We start from the raw sequence: 1,385 nt of genomic DNA, 5'->3' as shown, positions 1-1,385 counted from the left end.
CACCGAGCATCACGGCGCGCGGCACGATAGGGATCTTGCGGGCGCGCGCTGCGACCACTTCCGGATTGTCTTCCTTCACCGCGGTGGAGGTCACGACGGCATCGGCGGTACCGATGTTTTCTGCGGCGTGGCCCTGATAAACCTTGGCGCCCATGTCGATCAGGCGCTGGGTCACGGCGTTCGCGCCCAGGTCGGAACCCGAGACGTTATAGCCGAGCGTGACCAGCACCTCGGCGATGCCGCTCATGCCGCTGCCGCCAATGCCGACGAAGTGAATGTTCTTGACCTTGTGTTTCATGCTAGTGCTTCCAATACTTGTGCGATGGCGTCGTTCGCGTCGCGTTTGCCTGCCGCATGCGCTGCCACAGCCATCTTCTGGCAAGTGCCGCGTGACAGCGTCTGCAACAGCGCTGCCAGGCTTTGCGGGTTCAATTCCGACTGCGGCATATGAATGGCGGCGCCCTGCTTCGCCATCCACTGCGCGTTGTCGCGCTGGTGGCTGGTGGTCGATGCCACCAGCGGAACCAGCACACTCGCCACGCCGGCCGCCGTCAGCTCGGACACGGTAATGGCGCCCGCGCGGCAGATCACAATGTCCGCCTGCGCATAAGCGCTTGCCATGTCGTCGATGAAGTCGACCACGTTTGCTTCCACGTCCGCGTGCGCGTAAGCCTCACGCAGGGCGTTGATATTCTTCTTGCCCGACTGGTGGGTCACCAGCGGACGCTGTTCCGGCACCAGCATCGCCAGCGCGGCCGGCAGCGCATCGTTCAGCGCTTTCGCACCGAGACTGCCGCCCACCACCAGGATGCGCAACTGGCCTTCGCGGTTTGCAAAGCGCTGCTCAGGCGAAGGCACGGCCAGAATCTCCTTGCGCACCGGATTGCCGGTGACGATCGCCTTGCCGGCAGCGGCGCCGAAATCGGCCGGGAAACCGAAGCAGACCTTGTCCGCCATCGGCGCCAGCGTTTTGTTCGACAGCAGCAAGGCTGCGTCGGCATTGACCAGCACCAGCGGCTTGCGGCGCAGACGCGCCATCACGCCGCCCGGCACGCAGACGTAGCCGCCCATGCCCAGCACCACGTCCGGCTTGCGCTTGCCGATGAAGCCAAAGCTGCTCATGAAAGCGCCAACCATCTTGAAGGCGCCGCCAATGGTGTGCGCCAGGCCTTTGCCGCGCATGCCGCTGAAGTTGATGGTGTCCATTTCGACGCCATTCTTCGGCACCAGTTCCGTTTCCATGCCATGCGAGGTACCCAGCCAGCTGACTTCCCAGCCACGAGCGCGCATGGTCTGGGCAATCGCCAGACCAGGGAAAATGTGGCCGCCGGTGCCGGCTGCCATGATCATCAGGCGTTTCATATCCGGCCACCTCGCATCAGTAC

2 protein-coding genes are annotated in these 1,385 nt (G+C 64.0%); both read right to left on the bottom strand.

All coding sequences use genetic code 11. The features are described from left to right. Positions 1 to 298: Mur ligase domain-containing protein (locus AB4Z11_RS31780; RefSeq protein ID WP_442030172.1), on the bottom strand; the 298-nt coding region annotated here is incomplete at its 3' end. Further along, positions 295 to 1,362 carry an undecaprenyldiphospho-muramoylpentapeptide beta-N-acetylglucosaminyltransferase gene (gene murG / locus AB4Z11_RS31775; protein WP_442030174.1) on the bottom strand — a complete coding sequence of 356 codons (1,068 nt, stop codon included), beginning with the start codon at positions 1,360 to 1,362 and terminating at the stop codon, positions 295 to 297. The genes murG and AB4Z11_RS31780, both read right to left, overlap by 4 nt. Positions 1,363 to 1,385: the final 23 nt, after the last annotated feature.

The sequence above is a fragment of the Pseudoduganella sp. RAF53_2 genome, assembly GCF_052113985.1.
In the GTDB taxonomy this organism is placed as follows: Bacteria; Pseudomonadota; Gammaproteobacteria; order Burkholderiales; family Burkholderiaceae_D; genus Rugamonas.
This window is presented reverse-complemented; position numbering and strand designations above follow the sequence as displayed.

Coding starts and splice junctions, on each gene's coding strand:
- murG (WP_442030174.1), bottom strand. CDS start 1,362: ATGAAACGCCTGATGATCATGGCAGCCGGCACCGGCGGCCACATTTTC.